This is a genomic window from Kitasatospora sp. NPDC096128, from assembly GCF_040303105.1.
Lineage (GTDB): Bacteria > Actinomycetota > Actinomycetes > Streptomycetales > Streptomycetaceae > Kitasatospora.
The window spans coordinates 42,163-66,149 of the sequence record NZ_JBEOSP010000006.1; the positions used below are offsets into that span (position 1 = coordinate 42,163).

At 72.5% G+C, this 23,987-nt stretch carries 22 protein-coding genes and 1 riboswitch; of the genes, 7 read left to right on the forward strand and 15 right to left on the reverse strand.

Annotated elements, in window-relative coordinates; all coding sequences use genetic code 11:
• Positions 1 to 3: 3 nt before the first annotated feature.
• Both mnmA and ABTY61_RS09070 read right to left on the reverse strand, forming a co-directional pair.
• Positions 4 to 1,149, reverse strand: coding sequence for a tRNA 2-thiouridine(34) synthase MnmA (gene mnmA, locus ABTY61_RS09065; RefSeq protein WP_350504294.1), 1,146 nt, complete (start codon positions 1,147 to 1,149; stop codon positions 4 to 6).
• A gap of 43 nt (positions 1,150 to 1,192) precedes the next feature.
• On the reverse strand, positions 1,193 to 2,374 hold the full coding sequence (locus ABTY61_RS09070; RefSeq protein WP_350504295.1) for a cysteine desulfurase family protein: 1,182 nt from the start codon (positions 2,372 to 2,374) through the stop codon (positions 1,193 to 1,195).
• A gap of 184 nt (positions 2,375 to 2,558) precedes the next feature.
• Between ABTY61_RS09070 and ABTY61_RS09075 the strand changes: the two genes are divergently transcribed.
• A complete protein-coding gene (locus ABTY61_RS09075) occupies positions 2,559 to 3,335 on the forward strand; it encodes an IclR family transcriptional regulator (RefSeq protein ID WP_350504296.1) in 777 nt (258 codons plus the stop codon).
• Here the strand turns inward: ABTY61_RS09075 and ABTY61_RS09080 are convergent.
• The 8 genes from ABTY61_RS09080 to ABTY61_RS09115 all read right to left on the reverse strand — a co-directional run bounded on the left by ABTY61_RS09080 (position 3,241) and on the right by ABTY61_RS09115 (position 12,522).
• Positions 3,241 to 3,900, reverse strand: a complete 660-nt coding sequence (locus ABTY61_RS09080) for a trimeric intracellular cation channel family protein (RefSeq protein WP_350504297.1) — start codon at positions 3,898 to 3,900, stop codon at positions 3,241 to 3,243. The two genes, ABTY61_RS09075 and ABTY61_RS09080, sit on opposite strands and share 95 nt — an antisense overlap.
• A 209-nt stretch (positions 3,901 to 4,109) precedes the next feature.
• Positions 4,110 to 5,174 (reverse strand): ABC transporter ATP-binding protein, encoded by a 1,065-nt coding sequence (locus tag ABTY61_RS09085; RefSeq protein ID WP_350504298.1) that lies wholly within the window; start codon positions 5,172 to 5,174, stop codon positions 4,110 to 4,112.
• Positions 5,175 to 5,208: 34 nt separating this feature from the next.
• Positions 5,209 to 6,282 carry an ABC transporter ATP-binding protein gene (locus tag ABTY61_RS09090; protein ID WP_350504299.1) on the reverse strand — a complete coding sequence of 358 codons (1,074 nt, stop codon included), beginning with the start codon at positions 6,280 to 6,282 and terminating at the stop codon, positions 5,209 to 5,211.
• On the reverse strand, positions 6,279 to 7,289 hold the full coding sequence (locus tag ABTY61_RS09095; RefSeq protein ID WP_350504300.1) for an ABC transporter permease: 1,011 nt from the start codon (positions 7,287 to 7,289) through the stop codon (positions 6,279 to 6,281). The genes ABTY61_RS09090 and ABTY61_RS09095 overlap by 4 nt, the downstream gene beginning before the upstream one ends.
• 100 nt (positions 7,290 to 7,389) lie before the next feature.
• Complete coding sequence (locus ABTY61_RS09100; RefSeq protein WP_350504301.1) at positions 7,390 to 9,159, reverse strand: ABC transporter substrate-binding protein; 1,770 nt, start codon at positions 9,157 to 9,159, stop codon at positions 7,390 to 7,392.
• A 51-nt stretch (positions 9,160 to 9,210) separates the two neighbouring features.
• The gene (locus ABTY61_RS09105; protein WP_350504302.1) at positions 9,211 to 10,200 is read right to left on the reverse strand and encodes an ABC transporter permease; all 990 of its coding nucleotides are present in this window, start codon (positions 10,198 to 10,200) and stop codon (positions 9,211 to 9,213) included.
• Between the two features lie 458 nt (positions 10,201 to 10,658).
• Complete coding sequence (locus ABTY61_RS09110; protein ID WP_350504303.1) at positions 10,659 to 11,609, reverse strand: enhanced serine sensitivity protein SseB C-terminal domain-containing protein; 951 nt, start codon at positions 11,607 to 11,609, stop codon at positions 10,659 to 10,661.
• A gap of 115 nt (positions 11,610 to 11,724) precedes the next feature.
• Positions 11,725 to 12,522, reverse strand: a complete 798-nt coding sequence (locus ABTY61_RS09115) for an enhanced serine sensitivity protein SseB C-terminal domain-containing protein (RefSeq protein ID WP_350504304.1) — start codon at positions 12,520 to 12,522, stop codon at positions 11,725 to 11,727.
• Positions 12,523 to 12,707: 185 nt separating this feature from the next.
• Positions 12,708 to 12,812, forward strand: a riboswitch (glycine riboswitch).
• Between the two features lie 246 nt (positions 12,813 to 13,058).
• Here ABTY61_RS09115 and gcvT point away from each other — a divergent pair.
• The 5 genes from gcvT (at position 13,059) to ABTY61_RS09140 (ending at position 18,494) form a co-directional block, all read left to right on the forward strand.
• On the forward strand, positions 13,059 to 14,180 hold the full coding sequence (gcvT, locus tag ABTY61_RS09120) for a glycine cleavage system aminomethyltransferase GcvT (RefSeq protein ID WP_350504305.1): 1,122 nt from the start codon (positions 13,059 to 13,061) through the stop codon (positions 14,178 to 14,180).
• 100 nt (positions 14,181 to 14,280) lie between these two features.
• Entirely contained in the window at positions 14,281 to 14,661 is a 381-nt protein-coding gene (gene gcvH / locus ABTY61_RS09125) for a glycine cleavage system protein GcvH (RefSeq protein ID WP_350504306.1), read from the forward strand.
• Positions 14,662 to 14,743: 82 nt separating this feature from the next.
• Positions 14,744 to 16,012 (forward strand): serine hydroxymethyltransferase, encoded by a 1,269-nt coding sequence (gene glyA, locus ABTY61_RS09130; RefSeq protein WP_350504307.1) that lies wholly within the window; start codon positions 14,744 to 14,746, stop codon positions 16,010 to 16,012.
• Positions 16,013 to 16,148: 136 nt separating this feature from the next.
• Positions 16,149 to 17,516: an L-serine ammonia-lyase gene (locus ABTY61_RS09135; protein ID WP_350504308.1), complete on the forward strand. Its 1,368-nt coding sequence runs from the start codon at positions 16,149 to 16,151 to the stop codon at positions 17,514 to 17,516.
• 294 nt (positions 17,517 to 17,810) lie between these two features.
• On the forward strand, positions 17,811 to 18,494 hold the full coding sequence (locus ABTY61_RS09140; protein ID WP_350504309.1) for a serine/threonine kinase C-terminal domain-containing protein: 684 nt from the start codon (positions 17,811 to 17,813) through the stop codon (positions 18,492 to 18,494).
• Between the two features lie 16 nt (positions 18,495 to 18,510).
• Here the strand turns inward: ABTY61_RS09140 and ABTY61_RS09145 are convergent, their stop codons facing one another.
• The gene (locus ABTY61_RS09145) at positions 18,511 to 20,064 is read right to left on the reverse strand and encodes an MDR family MFS transporter (protein WP_350504310.1); all 1,554 of its coding nucleotides are present in this window, start codon (positions 20,062 to 20,064) and stop codon (positions 18,511 to 18,513) included.
• A 43-nt stretch (positions 20,065 to 20,107) separates the two neighbouring features.
• A complete protein-coding gene (locus tag ABTY61_RS09150) occupies positions 20,108 to 20,701 on the reverse strand; it encodes an NADPH-dependent FMN reductase (protein ID WP_350504311.1) in 594 nt (197 codons plus the stop codon).
• A 149-nt stretch (positions 20,702 to 20,850) separates the two neighbouring features.
• Here ABTY61_RS09150 and ABTY61_RS09155 point away from each other — a divergent pair, with 149 nt between their 5' ends.
• Positions 20,851 to 21,597, forward strand: coding sequence for a TetR/AcrR family transcriptional regulator (locus ABTY61_RS09155; RefSeq protein WP_350504312.1), 747 nt, complete (start codon positions 20,851 to 20,853; stop codon positions 21,595 to 21,597).
• Here the strand turns inward: ABTY61_RS09155 and ABTY61_RS09160 are convergent.
• The 3 genes from ABTY61_RS09160 to ABTY61_RS09170 form a co-directional block, all read right to left on the reverse strand.
• A complete protein-coding gene (locus ABTY61_RS09160; RefSeq protein ID WP_350504313.1) occupies positions 21,594 to 22,049 on the reverse strand; it encodes a nuclear transport factor 2 family protein in 456 nt (151 codons plus the stop codon). The two genes, ABTY61_RS09155 and ABTY61_RS09160, sit on opposite strands and share 4 nt — an antisense overlap.
• A 152-nt stretch (positions 22,050 to 22,201) precedes the next feature.
• Entirely contained in the window at positions 22,202 to 22,627 is a 426-nt protein-coding gene (locus ABTY61_RS09165; RefSeq protein WP_350504314.1) for a hypothetical protein, read from the reverse strand.
• A gap of 100 nt (positions 22,628 to 22,727) precedes the next feature.
• On the reverse strand, positions 22,728 to 23,645 hold the full coding sequence (locus ABTY61_RS09170; RefSeq protein ID WP_350504315.1) for a DMT family transporter: 918 nt from the start codon (positions 23,643 to 23,645) through the stop codon (positions 22,728 to 22,730).
• Between the last annotated feature and the right edge of the window lie 342 nt (positions 23,646 to 23,987).

Below are 23,987 nucleotides of genomic sequence, written 5' to 3' on the forward strand. Positions count from 1 at the left end.
CGGTCAGCTCCCGACGACGCCGACGGCCGGGCGTTCGGTGGTGGCGATGGTGGCGGAGCCGATGACGCGGGTGCCGTCGTAGAGGACGACGGCCTGGCCGGGGGCGATGCCGCGGGCCGGGGTGTCGAGGCGGACGTGGAGGGTGTCGTCGGCCATGGCGGCGGTGACGGGCACCTCCTCGCCGTGGGCGCGGAGCTGGGCGGTGTAGCGGCCCTCGACGAGGGGTTCGGTGCCGCACCAGCGGGGGCGGATGGCGGTCAGGGCGGTGACGTCCAGGCCCTCGACCGGGCCGACGGTGACGGTGTTGTTCACCGGCGAGATGTCGAGCACGTAGCGCGGCTTGCCGTCGGCGGCCGGGCGGCCGATCCGCAGGCCCTTGCGCTGGCCGATGGTGAAGCCGTAGGCGCCGTCGTGCTCGCCGAGCTTGGTGCCGTCCACGTCGAGGATGTCGCCGGTGGCGGTGCCGAGGTGCTGCGCCAGGAAGCCCTGGGTGTCGCCGTCGGCGATGAAGCAGATGTCGTGGCTGTCGGGCTTCTTGGCGACGGCCAGTCCGCGCCGCTCGGCCTCGGCCCGGATGGCGTCCTTGGTGGTGTCGCCGAGCGGGAAGAGCGAGTGGGCGAGCTGGTCGGCGTCGAGCACGCCGAGGACGTAGGACTGGTCCTTGGCCGCGTCGACGGCACGGTGCAGCTCGCGCTCCCCCGAGGGCAGGTCGACGATGCGGGCGTAGTGGCCGGTGCAGACGGCGTCGAAGCCGAGCGCGATCGCCTTGTCCAGCAGCGCGGCGAACTTGATCTTCTCGTTGCAGCGCAGGCAGGGGTTCGGGGTCCGCCCGGCCGCGTACTCGGCGACGAAGTCGTCGATCACGTCCTCGCGGAAGCGCTCGGCGAGGTCCCAGACGTAGAAGGGGATGCCGATCACGTCGGCGGCGCGCCAGGCGTCCCGGGAGTCCTCGATGGTGCAGCAGCCGCGCGCGCCGGTCCGGAAGGACTGCGGATTGGCGGACAGGGCCAGGTGCACGCCGGTCACCTCGTGCCCAGCTTCGACGGCACGGGCGGCGGCGACGGCGGAGTCGACCCCGCCGGACATCGCCGCGAGCACGCGCAGGCGGCCGGTGGACGGAGTGGTCGGGGCACCAGGGAAGTCAGTCATGGTGAGTACAAGCGTACGGGGCCGCCGGACATGCCCCGGGACGCTACCGGCGTACCGAGGCCAGGCCGGCGTTGCGGGCCCGCTGCACCGCCGGGCCGATGGCCGCCACCAGCGCCGTGACGTCCTCGCGGACCGAGGTGTGCCCGAGCGAGAACCGCAGCGAGGCGCGGGCCAGCAGCGGGTCGACGCCCATCGCGAGCAGCACGTGGCTGGGCTGCGGCACCCCGGCCGAGCAGGCCGAGCCGGTGGAGCACTCGATGCCCTGGGCGTCCAGCAGCATCAGCAGGGCGTCGCCCTCGCAGCCGGGGAAGGAGAAGTGGGCGTTGGCGGGCAGCCGGCCCTCCCCCGCCGGGTCGCCGTTGAGCACCGCGTCCGGGACGGCCGCGGCCACCCCGGCCACCAGTTCGTCGCGCAGCGCGCCGAGCGTCACCGCGTGCTCCGCCTGCCGGTCGACGGCCAGCGCGGCGGCGGCCGCGAAGCCGGCGGCGGCGGGGGCGTCCAGGGTGCCGGAGCGCACGTCGCGCTCCTGGCCGCCGCCGTGCAGCAGCGGGACGGGCGCGGCGCCGCGGGAGAGCAGCAGCGCGCCGATGCCGAACGGCCCGCCGATCTTGTGCCCGGTGACGGTGAGTGCGGTGAGGCCCGAGTCGGCGAAGGAGACCGGGACCTGACCGAGCGCCTGCACCGCGTCGGCGTGCATCGGGATTCCGAACTCGGCTGCCACGGCGGCGAGTTCGCGCACCGGCTGGACGGTGCCGACCTCGTTGTTGGCCCACATCACGGTGACCAGGGCGACGGAGCCGGGGTCGCGCTCGATCGAGGCGCGCAGCGTCTCGGGGTGCACCCGGCCCAGTTCGTCCACCGGGAGGTACTCGACCGTCGCCCCCTCGTGCTCGGAGAGCCAGTGCACCGCGTCCAGCACCGCGTGGTGCTCGACCGGGCTGCACAGCACCCGGACGCGGGCCGGATCGGCGTCCCGGCGGGCCCAGTAGAGGCCCTTGACCGCCAGGTTGTCCGACTCGGTGCCGCCGCCGGTGAGCACGATCTCGCTCGGGCGGGCGCCGAGGGATTCGGCCAGCGACTCGCGGGACTCCTCGACCACCCGGCGGGCCCGGCGGCCGGCCGCGTGCAGGGACGAGGCGTTGCCGACCACCCCCAGGTGCGCCGTCATCGCGGCGATCGCCTCGGGCAGCATCGGCGTGGTCGCCGCATGGTCCAGGTATGGCATAACCATCCGATTGTAGAGGGCATGCCCCGGGGCCCCACCAGGTGCTGTCCGGGGTGCGCACCGATCAAGCCACCGGCCGCGGCCTCCGGGCGGCGGCGTCCGGCACTGGTTTGTACCACTGCGCCGCCCAGCGGTTAGCCTGACGACCACTTCTCCATCGGGTTCCAGCGTTCCAGGGGGCGTCATGTCGCAGTCGGTCGACCGCGCGCTGACGCTGCTCGGCTCGCTCGGCGACGGGCCGCTCTCGCTGGAGCAGGCCGCGAGCAGCCTCGGGGTGCACAAGTCCACCGCGCTGCGGCTGCTGCGCACCCTGGAGGAGCACGGGTTCGTCCGGCGCCAGCCCGACCTGCGCTACCGGATCGGCGGGCGGGTGCTGTCGCTGGCCCACCGGGCGCTGGAGGACTTCGACGTCCGGCAGGTCGCCGCGCCCTACCTGGCCGCGCTCAACGCCCGCTGCGGCTACACCGTGCAGCTGGCCGTGCTGCACGACGGCGAGGTGCTCTACCTGGACGAGGTGGCCGCGCCGTCGGCCGCCCGGCCGACGCGGATCGGGCGGCGCGCCCCGGTGACCGGGACGGCCGTCGGGCGGGTGCTGCTCGCCGGGCTGCCGGAGGACGGCGTGCGCGAGGAGGAGCTGCCGGCCGAGCTGGCGGCGGTGCGCCGCCGGGGCTGGGCGGCCGAGTCGGCCGAGCACCGGGAGCCGGTGACCTGCGTGGCCGCGCCGGTCGCGGGCAGCGGCGGGCGGACGGTCGCGGCCTGCGCGCTGAGCGCCCCGGCCGGCCAGGTGCCGGCCGCCGAGCTGGCCCGGATGCTGCCGGAGCTGCTCTGCACGGCCGAGGCGATCTCGCTCGCCTGCGGCGGCTCGCCTACTCCTCGCTGGTGCGAGAACCGTTGCGGTGCCAGGCCCGCGGGGCACGCCAGCCGTACTTCAGGGCGAGCATCCGCAGTCCGAAGGCGGTGAGCGCGGCGGCCGTCCCGGTGGCGCCGGTGAGCCGGTCGGCACCGATCAGCACGGCCACCAGGGCGGCGCCGACCAGGGCCGGGACGGCGTAGATCTCGCGGTCCCAGCGCAGCAGCGAGGGGATCTCCCCGGCCAGCACGTCGCGGATCACCCCGCCGCCGGCCGCGGTCACCATGCCGAGCGCGACGGCGGCGACCGCGCCGAGCCCGTAGTCGTGCGCCTTGGCGGTGCCGGTGACGCAGAACAGGCCGAGGCCGAGGGCGTCCAGGGTCTGCACCGCCCGGTTGATCCGCTCGACCTCGGGGTGCAGGAAGAACACCACCAGGCCGGCGGCGAGCGGGGTGAGGAAGTAGCCGAGGTTGGTGAAGGCGGCCACCGGGGTCGCGCCGATCACCAGGTCGCGCATCACCCCGCCGCCGAGGGCCGTGACCTCGGCCAGCACACAGATCCCGAAGATGTCCATGTTCTTGCGGACGGCGAGCAGCGCCCCGGAGAGCGCGAAGACGAAGATGCCGACGAGGTCCAGCGACTGCTGCACGTCGGAGGGGAAGATCTGCGAGGTCACGGGAACAACTATGACCTGCGCGGAACCCTCCCCTCCGCTACGGGCTCAGTCAGCGGCATTCTCCGGGCCGTGCCCCATCGGTCGCCGCGCTCCGCTCCAGGCCGTGCCTCATCGTTCCCCTCGCCCTGCCCGGGACTGTGCCTAATCGTTCCCCTCGCCCTGCCCGGGACTGTGCCTAATCGTTCCCCTCGCCCTGCCCGGGACTGTGCTCAATCGTTCCCCTCGCTCTGCTCGGGGAAGTGGCAGGCCACCTGGTGCCCGGTCTTCAGCACCGCCAGCGGCGGCTCCTGGCTCGCGCACACGTCCTGCGCCTTCCAGCAGCGGGTCCGGAACCGGCAGCCGCTGGGCGGGTTGATCGGCGAGGGCACGTCGCCCTTGAGCAGGATCCGCTCGCGTCCGCCCTGCTGGCGCCGGCGCGGGTCGGGCACCGGGACGGCCGACATCAGGGCGTTGGTGTAGGGGTGCATCGGGCTGCGGTAGAGCGAGTCGCGGTCGGCGATCTCGACGATCTTGCCCAGGTACATCACCGCCACCCGGTCGGAGACGTGCCGGACCACCGAGAGGTCGTGCGCGATGATCAGGTAGGTCAGGCCGAGCTCCTGCTGGAGGTCGTCCAGCAGGTTGACCACCTGCGCCTGGATCGACACGTCCAGGGCCGAGACCGGCTCGTCCGCGATGATCATCTTCGGCTTGAGCGCGAGCGCCCGGGCGATGCCGATGCGCTGGCGCTGGCCGCCGGAGAACTCGTGCGGGTAGCGGTTGTAGTGCTCGGGGCTGAGCCCGCACAGCTCCAGCAGGTCCTGGACGGCCTTCTTGACGCCGCCCTCGGGCTGGACGCCCTGCAGCTTGAACGGCGCACTGACGATGGTGCCGACGGTGTGCCGGGGGTTCAGCGAGGAGTACGGGTCCTGGAAGATCATCTGGATGTCGCGGCGCAGCGGCCGCATCGCCCCGGCGCCCAGGTGGCTGATGTCGGTGCCCTCGAACTCGATGGTCCCGCCGGTGGGTTCGTCGAGCCGGGTGACCAGCCGCCCCATGGTGGACTTGCCGCAGCCGGACTCGCCGACGACGCCGAGCGTCTCACCGGCGTTGACGGTGAAGTCGATGCCGTCGACCGCCCGCACCGCGCCGGTCTGGCGCCGCAGCAGTCCGCCGCGGATCGGGAAGTGCCGGGTCAGGCCGGTCACCTTCAGCAGCGGCTCGCGGGCGGGGGCGGGTGCCGGAGAGGCCTCAACCCCCCGGGAGAGGGGTGCAGCTCCCTGAGTGTCCGTCATCGGTGGTCTCCAGAAAGGTGGTACGAGGCCGGGCTCACAGCCGGGGCGCGATCTCTTCGGCGAAGATGCGGTGCCGCTCGTCGGCCGCCAGGTGGCAGGCCGCGAAGTGTCCGGACGCGGCCTCGGCCAGCACCGGGACCTCGCTCGCGGAGCGCCCGCCGGTCAGGGCGGCGTACGGGCAGCGCGGGTGGAAGGCGCAGCCGGAGGGCACGTTGATCAGGCTGGGCGGGGTGCCCTTGACCGGCACGAGCCGGTCCTGCAGCTCCCGGTCCAGGCGCGGCATCGAGCCCAACAGGCCCCAGGTGTAGGGGTGTTCGGGCGCGTCGAAGAGGCTCTCGGCGGGGCCGCGCTCGACGCACTTGCCGCCGTACATGACCAGGATGTCGTCGGCCAGCTCGGCGACCACCCCGAGGTCGTGGGTGATGATGATGACGGCGGAGCCGAACTCCTGCTGGAGGTCCCGGATGAGGTCCAGGATCTGCGCCTGGACGGTGACGTCCAGGGCCGTGGTGGGCTCGTCGGCGATCAGCAGCGAGGGGTCGTTGACCAGGGCCATGGCGATCATCGCGCGCTGGCGCATGCCGCCGGAGAACTGGTGCGGGTAGTCGTCCACCCGGCGGTCCGGCTGCGGGATGCCGACCCGGTCGAGCATCTCGATCGCGCGGGCCCTGGCCTGCTTCTTGCCGGCCTGCGGGTGGTGCACCCGGTACGCCTCGACGATCTGCGCGCCGACGGTGTAGTAGGGGTGCATCGCGGTCAGCGGATCCTGGAAGATCATCGCCATCTCGCGGCCGCGCAGTTGGCGCACCCGGTCCGGCCCGGCCGCGAGCAGGTCCTCGCCGGCCAGCCGGATCTCGCCGCTGATCCGGGCCCGCTTGGAGCGGTGCAGGCCCATGATGCCGAGCGAGGTGACGGACTTCCCGGAGCCGGACTCGCCGACGATGCCGAGGGTACGGCCCTTGTGCAGGTCGAAGCTGACCCCGTCCACCGAGCGGACCAGGCCGTCGTCGGTGTCGAAGTGGATCCGCAGGTCGCGGACGGACAGGAAGGGGTCGTCGCCCGGGGAGGTGGGCGCGGTGTCCGCCGGGGTCTTCTGGAGGTCGGTCACGAGAGCCTCACGCGGGGGTCGACGAGGGCGTACAGGAGGTCGACCACGAGGTTGCAGGCGACGATGAAGAAGGCGGCGAGCAGGGTGACGCCGAGGATCTTGGGCAGGTCGTTGTCGGAGATCGCCTGGACGGCGAACTGGCCGATGCCCTTGAGCGAGAAGACCTGCTCGGTGATCAGCGCACCGCCGAGCAGCAGGCCGAGGTCCATGCCGAAGATGGTGACGATCGGGGTGAGCGCGGAGCGCAGCCCGTGCTTGACCACGACCTTGCGCTCGACCAGGCCCTTGGCCCGGGCGGTGCGGATGTAGTCCTCGCTCATCGTCTCCAGCATCCCGGCGCGGGTGAGCCGGGCGTAGAGGGCGGAGTAGAGGAAGGCCAGCGAGATCCACGGGAGGATCAGGTTGCGGGCCCACATCAGCGGGTCGGCGGTGAAGTCGACGTACTCCAGGTTGTCCAGGATCGGCCACTCGTAGCTGAACACGGTCAGCAGCAGGGCGCCGGTGAAGAAGACCGGGAGCGAGACGCCGGCCAGGGCGATGCCCATGGAGAGCCGGTCGAAGATCGAGCGCGGCTTGAGGGCGGAGATCACGCCGGTGGTGACACCGGAGACCAGCCAGAGCACCGCCGCGCCGATGGCGAGCGAGATGGTCACCGGGATCCGGCTGGTCATCTCCGGCCAGACCTCCAGGTGGTTCTTGAAGGAGTAGCCGAAGCAGGGCACGTGGCAGGTGGCCGGTTCCGGACCGAACTTGTACTCGGCACCGGTGAACAGCGCCTTGAGGAAGTTCCAGTACTGGGTGTACAGCGGCTGGTCGAAGCCGAGGTTCTGCTTGACCACCTGGATCGCCTCGGGCGAGGGGTTCTTCCCGATGTACTGCGCCGCCAGCTGGTCGGTGGTCTCGCCGGCGATGCGCGGGAGCAGGAAGAAGATCGCGAAGGTGACCGCGCTGACGACGACCAGCAGCGCCACGGCCGCGAGGATCCTGCGGATGATGTAGGCAAACACAGTTGGGCGGCTCCGGCGGCCCGCCGCCGTCCGGGATCTGCCGGACGGCGGCGGGCGCCGCTGCCTTCACCTGCCTTCAGGGATTGCGGAGCCAGGCTCTTTACTTGGTGGTGCCGATGTTCAGGTAGTCGTACTCACCCGAGAAGGCCGAGGTGGAGGCGACGTTGGTGGCGCTGTCCGGGCGGTACAGGAAGACCTTGAAGTCGGTCAGCGGGACGTACACCGCGGACTCCATGACCTTCTTGTCGATGTCGCCGTAGATCTTCTCGCGGGCGGCCTGGTCCGGGCTGATCGCGGCGTCGTCGAGCATCTTGTTGACGGCCGGGTCGTTCAGCTGGGCCAGGTTGCTGTTGCCGGAGGCCTTGATCGCGCGGCCGTCGACGATCTGCTGCAGGAAGCCGTAGCCGGTCGGCCAGTCGGCGCCCCACTGCATCATCATCAGACCGATGTTGTGGTCCTGGGTGTACTGCGGCGCACCGGCCGAGTCGGTCAGGTACTTGCCCTGCGGGAACTGCTGGATCTCGACGTTGATGCCGATGTTCTTCAGCTGCGCCTGGATCGCGGTGGCCGCGGCGACCTCGGTCGCGCGCTCGGTGCGGGCCGACAGCACGGTGCTGAAGCCGCCGTCCTTGCCGCAGGCCTTCAGGGAGTCCTTGGCCTTGGCCTGGTCACCCTTGTTGTCCTTGGTCTCGTACAGGTTGAAGTCCTGGTGGCCCGGGATGTCCGGCGGGAGGACGGTGCTGGCCACCTGGCCGCGGATCGGGCCGCCGAGCGCGGTCTGCACCGCGACCTTGTCGAGCGCGAACTGGACGGCCTTGCGGCACTCGATGTTGTCGAACGGCGCGACCTTGCTGTTGATCGCCATGTAGACCAGGCGGCCGCCGTAGGCGTTGTCGGTCTTCGCCTTGAGCTTCGAGTCGCGCAGGATCTGCGCCTGGGTCTGCGGGTCGACGCCGCCGCCCACCAGGTCGGCCTGGGCGTTGCCGGCCAGCAGGTCCTTGTCGATGGTGGCCTGGTCGATGTTCATCTTGAGCACGATCTTGTCCGGCAGCTGCTTCCGGATCGGGTCGGTGCTCTTGTCCCAGTTGGTGTTCGGGACCAGGACGGCCTGCTTGCCGTCCTCGTAGGTCTCGAACTTGTAGGTGCCCGAGGACGCGATGTGCTTCACGTAGTCGGCACCGGTGTCCTTGGCCTGCGGGACCGGCGCGGTCTGCGGGGCGCTGACCAGGTAGTCGAAGTCCGCGAAGGGGTGCTGCAGGTGGAAGACGATCGTGGTGTCGTCCGGCGTCTCGATCGACTTGAGGTCGCCGGTCTTGTCCTTGTACGGACCCTGGTACGGCGTCGGGTTGTCGACCAGCAGGTCGTGGAAGTACGTCGGGCCGTTGGAGTTCACCTCGGGCGCGAAGTTCGAGCGCTCCACGGCGTACTTGACGTCCTTGGAGGTGATCGGGGTGCCGTCGTCGTACTTGAGGCCCGCGCGCAGCTTGTACGTCCAGATCAGGCCGTCCGGGCTGACCTTGCCCATCGACTCGGCGAGGTCCGGGACCAGCTTGTTGCCGTCCGCGCCGGCGGCCGGGTTGAAGGTGGTCAGCGGACGCGCGTACAGGCGCGAGAAGTTGTAGATGTACGCGTAGTAGGTGTTGCCCGGGTCGAGGGAGTCCGGGGTGCCCTTCATCTCGTAGGTGACCGTCCCGCCCTTCTTGTCCGAGACGTTGACGATCTGCTTGGTGGCCGCGTCGGCACCACCGCCGCTGGAGTCGGCCGAGGTGGAGCTGCTGCCGGTGCTCTTCGTGCTGGAGGTGCAGCCGGTGACGACCAGGACCGCGGCGGCGGCCAGGGCGGTCAAGGCGACGGTACGGGACCTGCGCATGGGTGAGATCAACCCCTTGAGGATGTGGAGGAGGGAGGGCCTGACGGAGGGTCAGTTGCTCTTGGGATCGAGGGCGTCACGCAGCCCGTCGCCGAGCAGGTTGAACGCGAGCACGGTGATGAAGATCGCCACACCGGGGACCACCATGTACTGGGGGTCGACCTGGTAGTAGTTCTTCGCGTCGGCGAGCATGCCGCCCCAGGAGGACTGCGGGGGCTGGATGCCGACGCCGAGGAAGCTCAGCCCGGCCTCGAAGAGGATGTTGGTCGGGATCAGCAGGGTCGAGTAGACCAGGATCGGGCCGACCAGGTTGGGCAGGAGCTCCTTGAACAGGATGAACGGGCCGCGCGCACCGAGGCTGCGGGCCGCGTGGACGAACTCCCGCTCGCGCAGCGAGAGGGTCTGCCCGCGCACGATCCGGCCCATGTAGGGCCAGTTGAAGAAGCCGATCACGAAGATCAGCACCAGGATGTGCAGCGGGAGGCCGTGCAGGCCGAACGCGCCGCCCTGGAGCGAGGCGGAGATCGCGATGGCGAACAGCAGCAGCGGGAACGCCAGGAAGACGTCCATCAGCCGGCTGATCAGGGTGTCCACCCAGCCGCCGTAGTAGCCGGCCATCACGCCGAGCACGGTGCCGATGGTGTTGGACAGCAGGGTCGCGCCGAAGGCGACCAGCAGGGAGACCCAGGAGCCGTCGACCACGCGGGCGAGCAGGTCGCGGCCCTGCAGCGGGTCGATGCCGAGCAGGTGGTCCCCGCTCATCCCGCCCCAGTCACCGAGCGGGAGTCCACCGAGGTTGGCGTCCAGCAGGTCCGAGTTCGGCGTGTCGGGGTCGAGCCCGAACAGGGCCTCGAGCGGCCCGGACAGCACGGCCAGGAGGATCAGCAGGATCACCACGACGCCGCCGGCGACGGCGGCCTTGTCCCGCTTGAAGCGGGTCCAGGCGATCCGACCGAGGGAGCGGCCCTCGATCGTCTTGGCCGGGCTCGGGGAGGCGGGCGCCTCGGGTTCGTTCCCGGCGGTAGTGATGGGTGCGGTCATGGTCAGTTGGTCCCCTCGCCGACGGTGGCCGGCCCACGGGTGCCGGGCGCCGGCTTCGGCGGTACGGCTGCGGACGTGCGGAGGTGCTAGGAGCAGGTGGTCGCGGCAGTGCGTCGTGCACGGGCACTGCCTCCACGCGGGATGGGCGTCGCGTGGATCGAGCGGTCGGCGTGCGCGTTCACCTTCGTGGGGTTTCCAGACGCGCGATGCGTTGCGCAGAACTCTCTGCTATCCGAACTGGCTTGCGCCAGCCCTGACAACCGACAGATGCCCAACTGTGATCTGCCTGCATGCACCCGTCCGGTCTTCGGCATATACCTCTTCACACGGGTGTAACAGGCATGTCAAGCTACGTCTGCGGAGAGTGTGGAAATTCGCCCGGAAACGACCGAAGCCGACCTGATGGCGAATCAAGTCGGCTTCGTCTGAAAGATTTTGGCAATTCCTGCGTTTGCCAATCAGCGCCCTGGGTAGCCGGGCCACTGCCGCTGGGGCTGCTGACCCCAGCCGGGCGCGGGCGGCTGGGCACCGTACGCGTAGCCCGGCATCGACTGCCCCGGCATCGACTGGCCGGGCATCGACTGCCCCGGGTACGGCGGCGGCACCGACGGGTACGGACCGGTCGGCGGGCGCCCGGCCTCCCGGTCGAAGAACGGCCGCGCGTTGGCGCGCATCCACAGCGCCACCGGGTCGAACTCGTCCGCCATCGCCACCGTGGACACCGCGAGCCCCTCCGGGGCCACCGCGATCGCCCGCTGCATCAGCGCCCGCACCGCCTCCACGGCCGGCGGCGAGCTCTCGTACAGGTCCAGGCCGATCGCCAGGTACGGCTCCCCCACCGCCGGCTGCACCCAGGCCCGGCGCAGCGCCCGCACCGCGCGCACCTCGCCGGCCTGCCGCTCCAGCAGCGCGAAGAACTGCTGGGCGTTCACCTGCGGCTCGCTCAGCTTCAACGGACCGGCCGGCAGCCGGTCCAGGCCCGCGGCCACCCGCCGCAGGTCCGCCCACGGCACCCCGACCCCGCCGCCCGGCGCGTGCGGGTTCAGCCACAGGCCCCAGCGGGTGCGGTACAGCGAAGCGGCGATCTCCCGCCCCGAGATGACCTCGTGGGCCCGGGCCCAGCCGGAGGCGGTCAGCTGCTCGGGCGAGGTGACGGCCGGCGCGTACCCGTGGCCGCTGATCTCCATGTTCCCGTACTGGGCGTCCGGGCTGCCCGGTGTGCCGTGCCAGAGCAGCATCCAGACCTGGCCGTCGGCCAGCGCGTGCAGCAGCCGCTCGTACGCGTCGAAGCGCTCCGGCGCGACCTCGCGCAGGGCCTGCTCCAACCCGCCCGGGTCCGCGCCCGGGCGTCCGGCCGGAGCCTGGCCCCAGGACCCCGGCGCCCCGCCCGCTCCCGTTCCCGCACTCATGCGCCCACCTCGCCGCGCCTCTTTCCTGAACCCGCCGGCCCGTCAGCCGCCTGCACGCACCCTATGGCGCGGCACCGGCCACCGCCACGGCGACGTGCCTGTGAAGGATCCCCGCTCACACCCGCGAGTAGAAGGGCATGACCCGGGTCAACAGCCACTCGACCACCGGGTCGTCGGCGAGGTCGAGCAGCACGAGGTGGACGCCGCCCGGCAGCGGCGCGGTTCCCAGCGCCCGCCCGAGCGCCTCGTTCACCGCAGCCGGGTCGGCCGGGGCCGCCGGGTCCAGCTGCACGCCCACGAACATCACGGTCGGCTCGCCCTCGATGCTGGCCAGCGCCCGGCGCGCGGTCAACACCCCCGGCAGGGAAGACAGTTCCGCCCGGCAGGCGGCCAGGAAGTGCTCCGGGTCCTCGCCCGGCACCGGCTCGCGCAGGGCCACCCGGCCGCCCGTCGGCGCCTCCGGCTGCTGCTCCCAGCGGTCCTCGCGCGGGCCGCGGCGCAGCTCCGCCACGCCCTGCGGCGGCACCGGGATGCCCACCGCCGCCTCGGGGTTGACCGCGATGCCCACGCCCAGCGGCAGCCCGCGGGCGAACTCCCAGGCCGGCGCGACCGCGAAGGCCATCCCCGGCGCCTGCTGGAGGAACACCTCCTGCGAGGAGAACACCGGCACGTACGGGGCCCCGGCCAGCTCCACGGTCGGCAGGTCCAGCGACTGCCCGGCCGGGTCGCCCCCGGCCGGCAGCGGGATCCACACCTGGCTGCGGGCCAGCACCTCGATCACCCGCGGGGTCGCCCCCGGGTCGCCCAGCGCGGCCGTCAGCACCTGCTCCAGCTCGTTGGCCGGCCACGCGCCGCCCGACGGCACCGCCTGCGGCCCGTCCCACCCCTGCTGCTGCTCCACCGGGTACTCCATGCGCCGCCGATCCGGCCTCCTGCCGGGTCGGCCGCCCACTGCTGCGCCGACGGGGAGAGTTTAGGGCGTGGGTGCGCCCGACCTCGGTGTGACCGGGGCCCTCTCCCCTCCTCCGCGCGGACGTGCCATGATGTGCGCGTCCGACGGCATGCGCCGCGGGCCCCCACAACTCCACACCGGCCGCTCGAACCCGCGCGGGAGAGCCCGGAGTGCCCCTCAGGAGGCACAGCCGGCGCCGAAGGAGCAAGTCCTCCCCGGAATCTCTCAGGCCCCCCTACCGCGCGGGTTAGGCACATCTGGAAAGCGGCGCGCGACCCGCTCGCGCGCCCACCCACGGTGCAAGCCGCCGTCCTGTCCCCGATGCTGGAACCAGCCGACGCTGGTGCCGGCTGCGGGCAGGTGGGCGGTGAAGCTCTCAGGTTCGACGACAGATGGGGAGACCCACGCCGCCGCATGCCCGCGCGCGGGGTCGGTCCCCGAGCGGGTCCGGTCCGGCGCGCGCACCCCTGAGTGCCCCGACCGAGGAGTTCCTGGCCATGTCGTCCCTCCGCCTGACCGCGCTCGACGCGCTGCACCGCGCCCTCGGCGCGACCATGACCGACTTCGCCGGCTGGGACATGCCGCTGCGCTACGGCAGCGAGCGCGAGGAGCACCTCGCCGTCCGCACCAAGGCCGGCCTGTTCGACCTCTCGCACATGGGCGAGATCACCGTCACCGGCCCGCAGGCCGGCGAGATGCTGGACCACGCGCTGGTCGGCTTCGTCTCCGCGCTCGGCGAGCTGCGCGCCCGCTACACCATGATCTGCGCCGAGGACGGCGGCATCCTGGACGACCTGATCGTCTACCGGCTGCGCGAGGACGCCTTCCTGGTCGTCGCCAACGCCTCCAACGCCCAGCTGGTGCTGGACGAGCTGATCGCCCGGGCCAAGGGCTTCGACGCCGTCGTCACCGACGACCGCGACACCTACGCGCTGATCGCCGTCCAGGGCCCGGAGGCCACCGGCATCCTGGCCGGGACCACCGACGCCGACCTGCCCGGCCTCAAGTACTACGCGATCCTCCCGGCCACCGTCGCCGGCAAGTCCGTCCTGCTGGCCCGCACCGGCTACACCGGCGAGGACGGCTTCGAGATCTTCTGCGCCCCGGCCGACGCCGAGCCGGTCTGGCAGGCGCTGACCGCCGCCGGCGAGGGCCGCGGCCTGGTCCCGTGCGGCCTGTCCTGCCGTGACACGCTGCGCCTGGAGGCGGGCATGCCGCTGTACGGGCACGAGCTGTCCACCGACCTGACCCCGTTCGACGCCGGTCTGGGCCGGGTCGTGCGCTTCGACAAGACCACCAACGAGGGCGCGTTCATCGGCCGCAAGGCGCTGGAGCGGGCCGCCGCCGCGGCCGAGTCCAACCCGCCGAAGGTGCTGGTCGGCCTGGTGTCCGAGGGCAAGCGGGTGCCGCGCGCCGAGTACACGGTGGTCTCCACCGAGGGCGCCCCGATCGGCCGGATCACCTCGGGCGCGCCGTCCCCGACGCTGGGCAAGCCGATCGCGATGGCCTACGTCGACGCGGCCCACGCCACCCCCGGCGGCACCGTCGCGGTGGACGTCCGCGGCAAGCACGAGCCGGTCCAGGTCGTCGCGCTGCCGTTCTACAAGCGCGCCCGCTGAGGCCGTAGCGGCCCCCTCGTTTTCCCGTCCGCGCACGTCGGAGCCGTCCGTGCGGCGGCCCGCTGCGTCGTACCCGCTTCCCATCCTGGAGAATGACGCCATGAGCAACCCCCAGCACCTGCAGTACACCAAGGAGCACGAGTGGCTGACCGCCGCCGAGGACGGTGTCTCGACGGTCGGCATCACCAAGCACGCCGCCGACGCGCTCGGTGACATCGTCTACGTGCAGCTCCCCGAGGTCGGCGACACGGTGACCGCCGGCGAGACCTGTGGCGAGCTGGAGTCGACCAAGTCGGTCAGCGACCTGTACTCCCCGGTGACCGGCGAGGTCACCGAGGTCAACCAGGACGTCCTGGACGACAACAGCCTGGTCAACAGCGCCCCGTTCGAGGGCGGCTGGCTGTTCAAGGTCCGCGTGGAGGCCACCGACACGCTGCTCAGCGCCGCCGAGTACGACAAGCTCACCCACGCCGAGGGCTGAGCCACCCCCGGGGCGGGCCGCCGCACCGCGGCCCGTCCCACCCCCACCGTCCCTCCGCTCTCCTCCCCGGGAAGACCACACCATGACGGTTCTCAACCAGTCCCTGCACGCCCTCGACCCGGAGATCGCCGCCGCGGTCGACGCCGAGCTGCACCGCCAGCAGACCACGCTGGAGATGATCGCCTCCGAGAACTTCGCCCCGGTGGCGGTCATGGAGGCCCAGGGTTCGGTGCTCACCAACAAGTACGCCGAGGGTTACCCCGGCCGCCGGTACTACGGCGGCTGCGAGCACGTCGACGTGGTGGAGCAGATCGCGATCGACCGGGTCAAGGCCCTGTTCGGCGCCGAGCACGCCAACGTCCAGCCGCACTCGGGCGCGCAGGCCAACGCCGCCGCGATGTTCGCGCTGATCCAGCCGGGCGACACCATCCTGGGCCTGAGCCTGGCCCACGGCGGTCACCTGACCCACGGCATGAAGATCAACTTCTCCGGCAAGCTCTACAACGTGGCCGCGTACCACGTCGACGAGAAGACCGGCCAGGTCGACATGGCCGAGGTCGAGCGCCTCGCCAAGGAGCACCAGCCGAAGCTGATCATCGCCGGTTGGTCCGCCTACCCGCGCCAGCTGGACTTCGCCGCGTTCCGCCGGGTCGCCGACGAGGTCGGCGCGCTGCTCATGGTGGACATGGCGCACTTCGCCGGCCTGGTGGCCGCGGGCCTGCACCCGAACCCGGTGCCGTACGCGGACGTGGTCACCACCACGACCCACAAGACCCTGGGCGGCCCGCGCGGCGGCGTCATCCTGTCCAAGGCCGAGTGGGCCAAGAAGATCAACTCCGCGGTCTTCCCGGGCCAGCAGGGCGGTCCGCTGGAGCACGTGATCGCGGGCAAGGCCGTCGCCTTCAAGGTCGCCGCCTCCGAGGACTTCAAGGAGCGCCAGCAGCGCACCCTGGAGGGCGCCAAGATCCTCGCCGAGCGCCTGCTGCAGGCCGACGTCGCCGAGGCCGGCGCCTCGGTGCTGTCCGGCGGCACCGACGTCCACCTGGTCCTGGTCGACCTGCGCAACAGCCAGCTCGACGGCCAGCAGGCCGAGGACCGGCTGCACGAGGTCGGCATCACGGTGAACCGCAACGCCGTCCCGAACGACCCCCGCCCGCCGATGGTCACCTCGGGCCTGCGGATCGGCACCCCGGCCCTGGCCACCCGCGGCTTCCAGGCCGAGGACTTCCGCGAGGTCGCCGACGTCATCGCCGAGGCGCTCAAGCCCGCCTTCGACGAGACCGTCGCCGCCGCGCTCAAGGCCCGGGTCACCGCCCTGGCCGAGAAGTACCCGCTCTACCCGAACCTCTAGTTCGGCCACGGGTGACCGGCCTCACTCCGGCCGGGCGCCTGTCGCTCCGGGGCACCGCGCACACTGGACAGTGCGCGCGGTGCCCCGTTCCGTGCACCGCCCAGTCCTTCCACGAGACCAGACAAGGACGTCCTCCGTGGCCATCAGCGTCTTCGACCTCTTCTCCATCGGCATCGGCCCGTCGAGTTCCCACACCGTCGGCCCGATGCGCGCCGCCCGGATGTTCGCCCGCCGCCTGCGTTCCGAAGGCCTGCTGGAGCAGGTGACCGGCGTGCGCGCCGAGCTGTACGGCTCGCTGGGCGCCACCGGCCACGGCCACGGCACCCCGAAGGCCGTCCTGCTGGGCCTGGAGAACAACTCGCCCCGCAGCGTCGACGTCGACCAGGCGGACAAGGACGTCGAGCGGATCACCGCCGAGAAGCGGATCAACCTGCTCGGCGAGCACCCCGTCGACTTCGACCCCGACAGCCAGCTGATCCTGCACCGGCGCCGCTCGCTGCCGTACCACGCCAACGGCATGACCCTGTGGGCGTTCGCGGCGGACGGCTCGACCCTGCTGGAGAAGACCTACTACTCGGTCGGCGGCGGCTTCGTCGTGGACGAGGACGCGATCGGCGCGGACCGGGTCAAGCCCGACGACACCGTGCTGAAGTACCCCTTCCGCACCGGCGACGAACTGCTCCGGCTCAGCCGGGAGACCGGGCTGTCGATCTCCGGCCTGATGCTGGAGAACGAGAAGGCCTGGCGCAGCGAGGAGGAGATCCGCACCGGGCTGCTGGAGATCTGGGCCGTGATGCAGGAGTGCGTGCGGGCCGGCATGAGCCGCGAGGGCATCCTGCCGGGCGGGCTGAAGGTCCGCCGCCGGGCCGCCTCGGGCGCCCGGGCGCTGCGCGCCGAGGGGATCGGGCCGGCCAACGCGATGGAGTGGGTGACCCTCTACGCGATGGCGGTCAACGAGGAGAACGCCTCCGGCCGCCGGGTGGTCACCGCCCCGACCAACGGCGCGGCGGGCATCATCCCGGCCGTCCTGCACTACTACCTGAACTTCATCCCGGGTGCGGACGAGGACGGCATCGTCCGCTTCCTGCTCGCGGCCGGCGCCATCGGCATGCTCTTCAAGGAGAACGCCTCCATCTCCGGCGCCGAGGTCGGCTGCCAGGGCGAGGTCGGCTCCGCCTGCTCGATGGCCGCGGGCGGCCTCGCCGAGGTCCTCGGCGGCAGCCCCGAGCAGGTCGAGAACGCCGCCGAGATCGGCATCGAGCACAACCTCGGCCTCACCTGCGACCCGGTCGGCGGCCTGGTCCAGATCCCCTGCATCGAGCGCAACGGCATGGCGTCGGTCAAGGCCGTCACCGCGGCCCGGATGGCGCTGCGCGGCGACGGGCGCCACCACGTCTCGCTGGACAAGGCGATCAAGACGATGAAGGAGACCGGGGCCGACATGAAGATCAAGTACAAGGAGACCTCGCGCGGCGGCCTCGCCGTGAACGTCATCGAGTGCTGATCGCGGCGCGCTGACGAGCGGCCCCCGGGTGGATCGGATCCACCAGGGGGCCGCTCGCGTCCCACGATCTCCCTGGACACTCCCTGCCCTCACGCTGTCCGCCCTCTGGCCGACGGAGGGCCCGTGGCGCCATAATCGCCGCGAGTCGGCCCACGCCCGAGGGGGAGGCGGATGTCGTTCCAACCACCGGAGCCGTACCGACCACCGGCGGAGCAGCCGTACGGCCCGCCACCGCCACCGGGACAGCCGCCGCCGCTCGGGGCACGGCCGCCGTACGGGCCGCCGCCTCCTCCGGTGGGCCGGCCGGTCCACCGGGTGCTGCTCGCGGCGCTCGTCGGGGCACTGGTCGGCGCGCTGGTGGGCGGCGGCTGGTACCTGGTGAGCCGGTTCGACTGGGGCGGGCGGTCGGCCGCCGGGGCCGGCGTCACGGCCCCTCCGACGGAACCGCCTTCCCCGACCTGGAGCACCCGCACCGTCGCCCCGACCCCGGCGCCCCGGCCGACGCCCACGCCCACCGTCGTGACGCCCGTCCCGACCACCCCCGCCGGGCCGCTCCTGGTGCCGGTGCGGGACCCGGGCGGATTCACCCTGCTCGTCCCGGACGGCTGGCAGCGGCGCACCAGGGACATCGTGGTGTTCTACGACTCCCCCGACCGCCTCAGCCTGATCCAGGTCTACTCGATGGGCACCGACCCGCCGTACCAGCAGGCCCTGGCCACCGAGGCCACCCTGGTGAGCAACCCGGGCTACCGGCGGATCCGGCTGGAGCGGACCGCGGACGGCGGCGCCGAGCTGGAGTACTCGTACGACCTGGCCGGCGCCGGTGTCCGGCACGCCGTCGACCACATCCTGGTCGGGCCGGACGGCAACGCCTGGGCCGTCCTGGTGGCGGGCCCGGAGCAGGACTGGCCCAGCCCGCTCGGCGAGCTCCTGCGGTCGGAGCTCGCCACCTTCTGCCTGGCCGGCTCGTGCCCGTGAGCCCCGGCAACAGGTCTCAGGCGCTCGCTGCCGCCTGGGGCTCCGGGCTGCTCGGGCTCGGCTCCGGGCCGGGCCCCGGAAGGGGGTTGGGCCGGGCCAGGAGGGCGACCGCCGTCGCCGCCGCCGCCAGGCCGATGCTGCCGGCCACCGCGCCGTGCAGCCCGCTGCTGACCGCCGTGCCGACGGCGTCCCGGACGGTCTGCGGCAGGCCGGCCAGCGAGGCCGGGGTGAGCCCCCCGCCGCTGGTCAGGTGGGCGGCGTCGGCCGGGCTCAGCCGCGCCTCCAGGGAGGCGGTCAGCCGCGCCGTGTAGACCGCGCCGAGGGCGGCCATCCCGAGCGAGCCGCCGAAGTTGCGCAGCAGGGTCACCACGCCCATCGCCGCGCCCATGTCCTCGCGCGGCACCGCGCCCATCGAGGTCAGCATGGTGCTCTGCATCAGCAGCCCGATGCCGATCCCGGCGACGGCCGTGAGCCCGGAGGCCAGTGCCACCGGCGTGTCCGTCCCCAGGAACAGCAGCAGCACCGACCCGGCCAGGGCCAGTACCCCGCCCAGCACCGGGTAGCGGCGTTCGCCGCCGGGCCGGCCCATCAGCCGGGCGGTGACCAGCTGGGTGCCCATCATGCCGAGCATCAGCGGCAGCAGGAGCAGCCCGCCGGTGGTCGGCGACGCGCCCTGGACGAACTGCAGGTACTGCGGCAGGTAGCCGATCAGGGCGAGCATGACCGCTCCGGTGAGGAAGCCCAGCACCTGGGCCACCGAGAAGTTGCGGCTGCGGAACAGCGTGGGCGGGATCAACGGCCCCGGGACGCGTAGTTCGGTCAGGACGAAGGCGGCCAGCGCGACCACCGAGACCGCGCCCGTGCCGAGGATCAGCGGCGAGGTCCAGGAGTACATCGTCCCGCCCCAGCTGCTGACCAGCGTGAGCCCCAGGATGCCGGTGGTCAGCAGGGCGACCCCGGCCCAGTCGAAGGGGGCGCGGACCCGCTCGGCCTTGGGGAGCCGCACCGCGACGGCGACCGCGACCAGGGCGAACAGCCCGATCGGCAGGTTGATGTAGAAGGCCCAGCGCCAGCTGAGCCGGTCGGTGAGGAAGCCGCCGAGCAGCGGCCCGCCGACGAAGGCGATCGGCATCAGGATCCCGATCACCGACTGCACCCGGCCCCGGTCGGAGGCGGGCACCAGCACCCCGATCACCGAGAGCGCGCCGACCATCAGCCCGCCCGCGCCGACCCCCTGGACCGCCCGGAAGGCGATCAACTGGCTCATGTCCTGCGCCAGTCCGGACAGCACCGAGCCGAGCAGGAAGACCGCCACCGACCACTGGTAGGCGCCCTTGCGCCCGTACAGGTCACCGAGCCGGCCCCACAGCGGGGTGGCGGCGGCGGAGGTGAGCAGATAGGCGGTGACCGCCCAGGAGAGATGCTCCAGTCCGCCGAGGTCGCCGACGATGGTCGGCAGCGCGGTGCCGATGATCTGCCCGTCCAGGGCCGAGAGGAAGATGCCGAGCATCAGTCCGAGCACGCCGAGCAGCGGCGGCTTGGGGCGGTCGTCGACCAGTGCGGTGGTCATGGCCGTTCTCCTTTTCCGTTCCGTTCCGTTCTCCGTTCGCGGCTCAGGCCGTGAACGGGCGGGCCTGCCGGGCATCGCGCAACGCCTGGGCCCACCAGACCAGTTGGTCGAGCATGGTCTTGGCGGCGGCGTCCGCGGCCGGGTCGCGCGGCTTGCCGTCCGCGTCGAAGGCCTGCGCGGCGCCGTGGAAGCTGACCGTGTTGCGGATCGTGACCGTGTTCAACTCGGCCATCACCACCCGCAGTTGCTCGACGGCCCGGAGGCCGCCGGAGAGGCCGCCGTAGGAGACGAAGCCGATCGGCTTGCCGTGCCACTGCTGGTTGTGCCAGTCGATGGCGTTCTTCAGCGAGGCCGGGAAGCTGTGGTTGTACTCGGGCGTGACGAACAGGAAGGCGTCGGCGGCCGCCAGCCGGGGCGTCACGGCGGCGAGCAACTCGATCTCCTCCGCGGGGAGTTCGCCGCCGAAGCCGGGCATGACGGTGGGCAGCGGGGTGACGGCCAGGTCGACGACGTCGGCGACCATGTCGTCGCGGGCGTCGAGGTGGCCGAGCAGCCAGTCGGCGACGACCGGGCCGAAGCGGCCGGTGCGGGTGCTGCCGATGACGACGGCGATCTGCAACTCCTGGTTCGTGGACATGGGGGTCCCCCTTCGGAACGGGACGGCGCTGTGTACGCCGTATCGACTGGATACAACGTACACACTGGCGCGTACGTCGTCCACTGCTCGGATACGTCGTACACACGAGTGATACGGTGGGACCTCCTAGCCGGAAGGAGCCCGCCCACATGTCCACTCAGCAGGCACCCTGCGGGGACGAGGACCGCGACCGCCCCCAGGCCTCACTCTGGGAGCGACTCGACCGCCCGGCCCCCGCACCGCGCACCACCCTCACCCCGCACCGGATCGCCGAGGCCGCGGTCGCCATCGCCGACACCGAGGGCCTGGACGCCGTCACCATGCGCCGCCTCGCAACCGCCCTCGGCGTGGCCCCGATGGCCGCCTACCGGTACGTCTCCGGCAAGGACGAACTCATCGAACTGATGGCCGACTTCGTCTACGGCCAGCTCCCCCTGGACGCCCCCGCCGACGGCTGGCGCGCGGCCATGCGCTCACTCGCCGTCCACCTGCGCGCGATGAACCTCGCCCACCCCTGGATGGTCCGGGCGGCCACCCCGTTCGCCCTCACCCCCAACCAGCTCGCCGTCCCGGAAAGGTCCTTCGCCGCCCTCGCCGAACACGGCCTGGACGCCGACACCACCATGGCGATCTTCCGCACCATCGCCGGCTACGTCCATGGCTCGGTCGCCACCGAGGTCGCCCTGGCCGCCCTGCGCCGCGACCGCGACTGGTCCGACGGCGACGAGACCCGGGCCGGCCTGGCCCCCCGGATGACCTACCTGATGGGCACCGGCCGCTACCCCGCCTACCGGCAGTACCTCCAGCAGGCCACCCGCAAGGACGACCCCGCCTGGCACTTCGAAACCGGCCTCGACTGCGTCCTCGACGGCATCGCCACCCACTTCGGGATCTAAGCCCCGGCCTCCAGGCGCGCGGCGACGGCGGTGAGACGGCCCATCGCGTGGGCGACGCCGAGGCCGTCCATGTAGTCCCGGACGTGCACCAGGAGCCCCTCCCGGGCCCGCAGCACCAGCAGGCCCGGGAGGGTGAACGGCTGCCCGGTGGAGGCGACCGTGCCGATCACCAGCTGCTCGACGACGAGCACCTCGGGGTCGGCGCCCGGGTGGACGGCCACCTCCCGGATCTCCCGCGGCCGGGCCTCGCTCGCCCCCCACGCGGCCCGGTACCCGGCCCGGACCTCCTCCCGCCCCCGGTAGCACTCCGGCATCCCCGGGAACAGGAACGGGAACTCGTGCACCCCGTCCTCGGTGTACAGCCCGGCCAGCGCGTCCGCGTCCAGGTCGAGCATCGCCCTCCGGTACCGGGCGAGCAGGTCCAGCGGGGTGGGCGTGGCGGAATCCGACATGGCTTCAGGCCCCTTCGTCAACGGGCTGGGCGTCAGGATCCTTGCGAGGCAATCCACTTGACCCCGATCGGATCGCTCGATCACCCCACCCTACCCACCCGGCGCACCGGGAGTCGGCCGGGCCGACTTCCCGTGCGGGCCCGGCGCGGCCCTCAGCCGGACGGCGTCGGAAGCCTGCGGAGGAGCTCCTCGTCCGTGCAGGTCTGGTCCGGATCCATCACCAGGCAGAGGTCGTACCCGTCGTCGTCGCGCTGGACTGCCACGAACACGCTGCAGATACCCGGGGCCAGGTCCAGGCCGAAGGAGTCCCCCTTGGCGGGCCACAGGCTGTCCTCCGGCTTGCGCGGACCCTGCGGCGCGAAGAACTCCCATCTGGCAGCCGACACCTCCGTGGGGCAGCTGCGGTCGGGGACGGCGTGCCTGAGGCCGCTCCCGTTCGCGGTGTGGTCGGCGGCGATGTGCAGGCGGGCGCCGGCGCCGTTGCCCCAGTCGCCCACCAGGTCGGCTCCCTCGATCACCGCCCGGTCGCCACCCGCGCCCGCGCAGGTGGCACAGCCGAGGAGCAGACCCCCTGCCACCAGCGCAAGCTTCCGAAGCACCTTCGATGCCATACCGCCCCCCGGTCCGACGCGTGCGAAGTCTCGCTCCGGACCAGCCTGGCACTCTTTTTGAACACGTTCAAGCCTGCCCTGCCCGCCTCCTGCCGGGCAGGGTGAGGAACGCCAGGCCGGCGGCCAGAACCGCGAGGCCGCACCAGGACACCGCCGGGAGGCGCTCATCCAGGGCGGCGACCCCGAGGACGGCGGCGACGGCCGGTTCGGCGAGAGTCAGGGTGGTGGCGGTCTGGGCCGAGGCGTGCCGCAGGCCGTGGCCGAAGAGGCGGTACGCGAGGAAGGTGGTGACCACCCCGAGGTGCAGGACGACGCCCGCCCCACGCGGCGAGAGCAGCCAGCCCACCGGCCCCAGCGCGAGCACCGGCAGCACCAGCACCGCCGCCCCGCCGAACATCGCGCCCATCACGCCGGCGGACGGCCGCCCGGCCGCGATCAGCCGCCCGGCGATCAGCGAGTACACCGCGTACGAGAGCCCGGAGAGCGCCGCCAGCAGCACCCCGAGGAGGTCCACCGCCCGCCCGCTGTCGGCGAGTTCGGGCCCGAGCACCAGCACGCCGCAACCGAGCACGGCCAGCGCCGTGGCGCCGGCCCAGCGCCCGCCGGGCCGCCCCTGCCGGGCGAGCCACCCCAGCAGCCCGGTGAACACCGGCGCGCTGCCGAGCGCGATCACCGTCGCCACCGCGACCCCGGCACGGGTCACGGCGGGGTAGAAGGTCAGCGGGTACCCCACCACGGCCACGGCACCGCAGCCGAGCAGCCACCGCTCACCCGCCCCGCACACCCGGGGCAGCGACCAGGCGGTGCGGTCGGCGAGGAACAGCAGCAGCCCGCCGAGCACCAGCCCGGCGGCCCCGATCGAGGTCGCCGGGGCACCCCCGGGCGCCAGCGAACCCACCGTCCCGGTGGTGCCCCAGAGCAGGGCGGCGGCGAGGATCGGCAGCGGCCCGTCGGCGAAACGGGCCGGGCGGGCAGCGAGGGTCAAACGAGCGCGCGCGGGCGCGGACAAACGATTCGGCACAGTCGTGAACTTCCGTCGTCGAAGACCGTCGAGGGGACTGGTTCCGAGAACGGGCGCGCGCCGCGAGCCCCGGACGGGGCTGCGGGGATCAAGTCACCGGAGCGGGCGCCCGATCAGGCGCGGAGCGGTGGCAGCGCGACGTGCCAGTAGGTGTTCACGCCCCCGATGCTACCGGGGCCGCAAACCGTGCCGCGGGGGGGGGGGGGGGGGGGGGGCGGGGCCCCCCGGGCGCGCCCCCCCGCCCCCCCGGGTGGTGTTGGAACACCGCTTGCGCCCCCCCGAGGAGGGGGGAAACCCCGCGAGCGG